Genomic DNA, 5539 nt, shown 5'->3' with positions numbered 1-5539 from the left:
AGGCCCACGCCGAAACGGCTTGCCGCCTGGCGCAACAAGGCGCAGCGGGCCGCTCTGGAGCAGGCCGGTTTCGCCTATCACGGCTATGTGCAGGTGAAGTTCTCCGGGATCATCGCCAAGCTGGCGCGGCTGATCCAGGATGCCGCGCCCGAACTGGGGCTTTCCTCCAGCGCGCCGATCGCGCTGCGACTCCACGAGCATTTCGCCGGAATGGGGCTGGACCGCATCCAGGGCCTGAAGGGCGACGGTTCGCCGGGCATGATCGACTTCTTCCGCCGCCATGACCTCGCCTTTCGCATCCGCCGCCTGCGGCTGCTGGCGCGGCGCGTCACCCAAGAGTGGCAGCAGGAAGCGGATGTCAGCGAAGCCCAGCGGGACAAGGCGCGCGAGGCGATCTACGCGGCACTGGCGCTCTATCTCGACCGCGAGCCGGTGGCGGCGATGGGCAAGGGTTTTCCGGCCTTGGCGGCGGCCGTGTTCACCGACCCCGGCGCGGCGGTCGATCATGTCGAGACGATCCGCAGTCTATCCGAAATCGATGGGCAAGTGGACGTACTGTTGGCCGAGGCGCTTTCGGAAATGCCGCAGGTGCTGCGGCGAAGGGTGCTGCTCGCCTATCTCGGTTTCCCGTTCTACGACACCGTCACCCTGCCCCTGCTGCGCGGCGAAGGGTTGACCGAATTCGACCCGATCCGCGTCGACCGCATCTCGCCGGAAGACTGCCATATGATCCGCAAGGGCCCGGTGCTGCGCGGCACCGAGTTCTTCAACTTCGGCGCCTTCTTCAGCCGCGCCTATCGCGAGAACGACTATCTCTGGGGCCGTCTCCACGGGGCGGAGCGGATGATCGATCTGATCTCCTCCACGGCCGAAGGCGAGCATGCCCTGCTCGAAGGCGAACTCTGGACCTTCAAGCACGAGGCTTTCCTGGCCGTGCTGGAGGAGGAACAGGAACGCCTTACCGCCGATCCGTCGCTGGTGCAGGCCGTGCGGAACGAAGTGCTGCGCGGCGGCTGACGGTCTACAAGTAAGCTGACGGCCGACAAGAAAAACGCCGCCCCGGAAAATTCCGGAGCGGCGTCATCCTGTTTGTTCTGCATTGTCCGGCGGAACTTATTCCGTCAGGTCGCTCCAGGCCTCCTTGATCCGGTCGAAGAAGCCCTTCGACTGGGGGCATTCGTCCCCGGTCTCGGTAGCCTGAAGCTCGCGTATCAGTTCCTTCTGGCGCGCGGAAAGCTTGGTTGGCGTTTCCACGCTGATCTCGATGACGAGATCGCCGCGCCCCCGGCCCTGAAGCACCGGCATGCCCGCACCGCGCTTGCGGAGCTGCTTGCCGGACTGGATGCCGGCCGGAATGTCGATCGAGAGGTTCTCGCCGTCCATGCCCGGAATTTCAATCGAGCCGCCCAGCGCCGCCGTGGTGAAAGTGATCGGAACGCGCGTGATCAGCGTCGTGCCGTCGCGTTCGAACACCTTGTGGCGCTTGACGTGCAGGAAAATATAGAGGTCGCCCGGAGGCGCGCCGAACGGTCCGGCCTCACCCTTGCCGGAAAGGCGGATGCGGGTACCCGAATCCACGCCCGGCGGGATCTCCACCTGCAAGGCCTGGGGCTTGTCGACCCGGCCCTCGCCGCCGCAGGAGCGGCACGGCTTTTCGATCACTTCGCCCCGGCCGTGACAGGTCGGGCAAGTGCGCTCCACCACGAAGAAGCCCTGCTGTGCGCGGACCTTGCCGTGGCCGCCGCACATGTTGCAGCCGCGCTTGCCGGTGCCCGGCTCGGCGCCCGAACCGTTGCAAGGCTCGCAGCTTTGCGAGACCTCGATAGTGATTTCGGTCTGCTTGCCGTGGAAGGCCTCGTCGAGCGAGACTTCCATGTCGTAGCGCAAGTCGGCGCCGCGACGGGCCTGCTGGCGGCCACCGCCACCGAAGGCGCTGCCGAAGATGGATTCGAAGATATCGCCGATGTCGCCGAATTCGGCGCCGCCGGGATGACCGCCGCCACCACCCATGCCCTGCTGGAAGGCAGCATGGCCGTAGCGATCGTAGGCAGCCCGCTTCTGCGGGTCCTTGAGGCAATCGTAAGCCTCGCTGATCTGCTTGAAACGCGCCTCGCTGTCGTCGCAGCCCGGATTCTTGTCCGGGTGATAGCGCATCGCGAGGCGGCGGTAGGACGACTTGATGGTCTTGTCGTCGGCGCTGCGTTCTACTTCGAGCAGTTCGTAATAGTCGATTTCGGTAGCTGACACGTCTCGTTATTCCCCGCGTGCGACCTGGCCGCCACCGTCACGCAAAGTAACGATGGCGGCCACGCTTGTCATGAGGACCGATCAGCCCTTGTTTTCGTCGACTTCCGAGAACTCGGCATCGACGACATCGTCGTCGCCACCGGCCGGAGCGGCTTCCGGCGAAGCGGCCGAGGCCTGCTCCTTCTCGTAGATGGCCTGGCCCATCTTCATCGCCACTTCGGTCAGCGCCTGCGACTTGGCGGTGATCTCGGCGGGTTCGCCGCCTTCGATCGCCGTCTTGGTCGCGGCGATGGCCGCTTCGACTTCGGCCTTCAGGCCGGCGTCGATCTTGTCGCCATGCTCGACGATCTGCTGCTCGGTCGCGTGGACGAGGCTGTCGGCGTTGTTCTTGGCTTCGGCGGCCTCACGACGCTTCTTGTCCTCTTCGGCGAACTTCTCGGCATCCTTGACCATCTGGTCGATGTCGGTGTCGGACAGACCGCCCGAAGCCTGGATGCGGATCTGCTGTTCCTTGCCGGTGCCCTTGTCCTTGGCGGACACGTTCACCAGACCGTTGGCGTCGATGTCGAAAGTGACTTCGATCTGCGGCACGCCGCGACGTGCGGCCGGGATGCCGACGAGGTCGAACTGGCCCAGGAGCTTGTTGTCCTGCGCCATCTCGCGCTCGCCCTGGAACACGCGGATGGTCACCGCCTGCTGGTTGTCCTCGGCGGTCGAGTAGACCTGGCTCTTCTTGGTCGGGATCGTCGTGTTGCGGTCGATCATCTTGGTCATGATGCCGCCCAGCGTCTCGATACCCAGCGACAGCGGGGTGACGTCCAGCAGCAGCACGTCCTTGACGTCGCCCTGAAGCACGCCGGCCTGGATCGCGGCGCCCATGGCCACGACTTCGTCCGGGTTCACGCCGGTGTGCGGTTCCTTGCCGAAGAAGTCCTTCACGACTTCACGGACCTTGGGCATGCGGGTCATGCCGCCGACCAGAACGACATCGTCGATTTCCTTGGCCGAGATGCCCGCGTCAGCGAGCGCCTTGCGGCAGGGTTCGAGCGTGCGCTGGATCAGGTCCGCGACCATCTTTTCAAGGTCGGCGCGGGTGACGGTCTCGACGAGGTGCAGCGGGGTGGTGGCGCCGCCTTCCATGCGTGCGGTGATGAAGGGCAGGTTGACCTCGGTCGTCGCGGTGGACGACAGCTCGATCTTCGCCTTTTCGGCCGCTTCCTTCAGACGCTGCAGGGCGAGCTTGTCGCTGCGCAGGTCCAGACCTTCCTTGGCCTTGAATTTGTCGGCCAGCCATTCGACCAGCTTGGTGTCGAAGTCTTCACCGCCCAGGAACGTGTCGCCGTTGGTCGACTTCACTTCGAACACGCCGTCGCCGATTTCGAGGATCGAAACGTCGAAGGTGCCGCCGCCAAGGTCGTAGACGGCGATGGTCTTGCCGTCCTGCTTGTCGAGGCCATAGGCCAGCGCGGCCGCAGTCGGCTCGTTGATGATGCGCAGCACTTCAAGACCGGCGATCTGGCCTGCGTCCTTGGTCGCCTGGCGCTGTGCGTCGTTGAAGTAGGCGGGCACGGTGATGACGGCCTGCGTCACGGTCTCGCCGAGGTACGATTCGGCGGTTTCCTTCATCTTCTGAAGAGTGAAGGCCGAGATCTGCGACGGGCTGTAGTCTTCGCCGCCGGCCTGAACCCAGGCGTCGCCGTTTTTGCCCTTGACGATGTGGTACGGAACCAGCTCGGTGTCCTTCTTGGTCACCGGGTCGTCGAAGCGGCGGCCGATCAGGCGCTTCACCGCGAAAATCGTGTTGTCGCCGTTGGTCACGGCCTGACGCTTCGCGGGCTGCCCGATCAGACGTTCACCATCCTTGGTGAAAGCGACGATCGAGGGCGTCGTGCGAGCGCCTTCGGAATTTTCGATAACCTTGGGCTTGCCGCCGTCCATCACGGCCACGCAGCTGTTGGTGGTGCCCAGGTCGATACCAATTACTTTTGCCATTATCCCCATTCCTCACGTCAGTGGATGACACCATGCGGATCGCCTCCCTCCACAAGGCAAGGCGGCTTGCACAGCTCGATGACGTTCAAAGTCGTCGGAGCGGCATATAGGTGCGGTTTCGCTTGGAACAAGTCTGTCGCAATGGCATTACGCGGTGGAAATTTTCAGCGCCCCAAACTCCTTGGTATCAGGCGCCCGCCCGAGAGGATCGACTTGCCGTGAAGCCTGCCCGTCTCAACGTCTCCCTGCGTACGCTTGCCGTCACGGGCGCCGCCGCCCTGCTCGCCTCCCTGAGCGGCTGCAAGCAGGCGGAAAACCCCGCGCCGCAAGAGAGCGCGGCGGCCGATGCCGGGCCGAGTGCCAAGCCGGGAATCAGTGCCGGCGACGGCCACCTGTTCCTGCCGATCGTGGCCGGACGCCCCGGCGCGGTCTACTTCAACGTTCGCAACGACGGCTCCGCCCCGGTCAAGCTGGTGGGCGTCCATGTCAGCGGTGCGGGCAGCGCGCAGATGCACAAGACCGACGGCGGCAGCATGGCCGCGGTCGATTCGCTGGAGATCGCACCCGGCGCCGAGGTCGAATTCAAGCAGGGCGGCATGCATGTGATGGTCTTTGATATCGAAGACACCGTGAAAGCCAGCGGCACGGCGGAACTGACCCTGACGTTCTCGGATGGTGACAAGCTTTCGATGCCCCTGCGGGTGGAGAGCATGGGCGGCAACGGCATGGGCGACATGCCGGGGATGGATCACTGACGACCCTCTGCCCTCCCGGAGCGGAAAGAGCGCTGACATCGGGGGAAGTCGCACTGGTGAGGGCCGTCTTCGGCAATGCCGTCGATCCTGCACCGGTGCGCATCCGGCGGCGAAAATGGTTTCCCCTCCAGCCTGCCCATGTCGTCATGGCGCCTTGCGGGCACCTGCACTTTCACCATGGCTCGGAACTCTACTGCGACGACTTTTCCTCGGCGCAGATCGGTCTCCAGGGGCTGTTCGTCCACGAAATGACGCATGTCTGGCAGAGCCAGCGCAAAGGGCGCTGGTATCTGCCGCTGATGCGCCATCCGTTCTGTCGCTATGACTATGCGCTGAGGCCGGGCTGGACGCTCGGCCGCTACGGCATCGAGCAGCAGGCGGAGATCGTCCGCCACGCCTTCCTGCTCGACCGGGGCTGGCAAGTACCCGGCGCGCCGCCGCTCGCCAGCTATCGCGGCGTGCTGCCGTTCGGCCCTTTATCCTTCACCTGAGAAAACAAAAAAGGCGCGGGTTCCTCCGCGCCTTTTTTGCAGGAATTTAAAGCT

At 64.5% G+C, this 5539-nt stretch carries 5 protein-coding genes; 3 read left to right on the top strand and 2 right to left on the bottom strand.

The window, feature by feature from the left end; genetic code table 11:
• A partial coding sequence (locus V7066_RS15735; RefSeq protein WP_334183927.1) for a DUF3376 domain-containing protein occupies positions 1-1017 on the top strand: 1017 nt, incomplete at its 5' end.
• Between the two features lie 96 nt (positions 1018-1113).
• Here the strand turns inward: V7066_RS15735 and dnaJ are convergent.
• The gene (gene dnaJ, locus V7066_RS15730) at positions 1114-2247 is read right to left on the bottom strand and encodes a molecular chaperone DnaJ (RefSeq protein ID WP_334183926.1); all 1134 of its coding nucleotides are present in this window, start codon (positions 2245-2247) and stop codon (positions 1114-1116) included.
• An 81-nt stretch (positions 2248-2328) separates the two neighbouring features.
• Positions 2329-4239 carry a molecular chaperone DnaK gene (gene dnaK, locus V7066_RS15725; protein ID WP_334183925.1) on the bottom strand — a complete coding sequence of 637 codons (1911 nt, stop codon included), beginning with the start codon at positions 4237-4239 and terminating at the stop codon, positions 2329-2331.
• Between the two features lie 218 nt (positions 4240-4457).
• Between dnaK and V7066_RS15720 the strand changes: the two genes are divergently transcribed.
• On the top strand, positions 4458-4994 hold the full coding sequence (locus tag V7066_RS15720; protein WP_334183924.1) for a copper chaperone PCu(A)C: 537 nt from the start codon (positions 4458-4460) through the stop codon (positions 4992-4994).
• A 56-nt stretch (positions 4995-5050) separates the two neighbouring features.
• Entirely contained in the window at positions 5051-5485 is a 435-nt protein-coding gene (locus V7066_RS15715) for a vgr related protein (protein WP_334183923.1), read from the top strand.
• Positions 5486-5539 lie beyond the last annotated feature (54 nt).

Origin of the sequence: Novosphingobium sp., assembly GCF_036820275.1 — a bacterium.
In the GTDB taxonomy this organism is placed as follows: domain Bacteria; phylum Pseudomonadota; class Alphaproteobacteria; order Sphingomonadales; family Sphingomonadaceae; genus Novosphingobium.
This window is presented reverse-complemented; position numbering and strand designations above follow the sequence as displayed.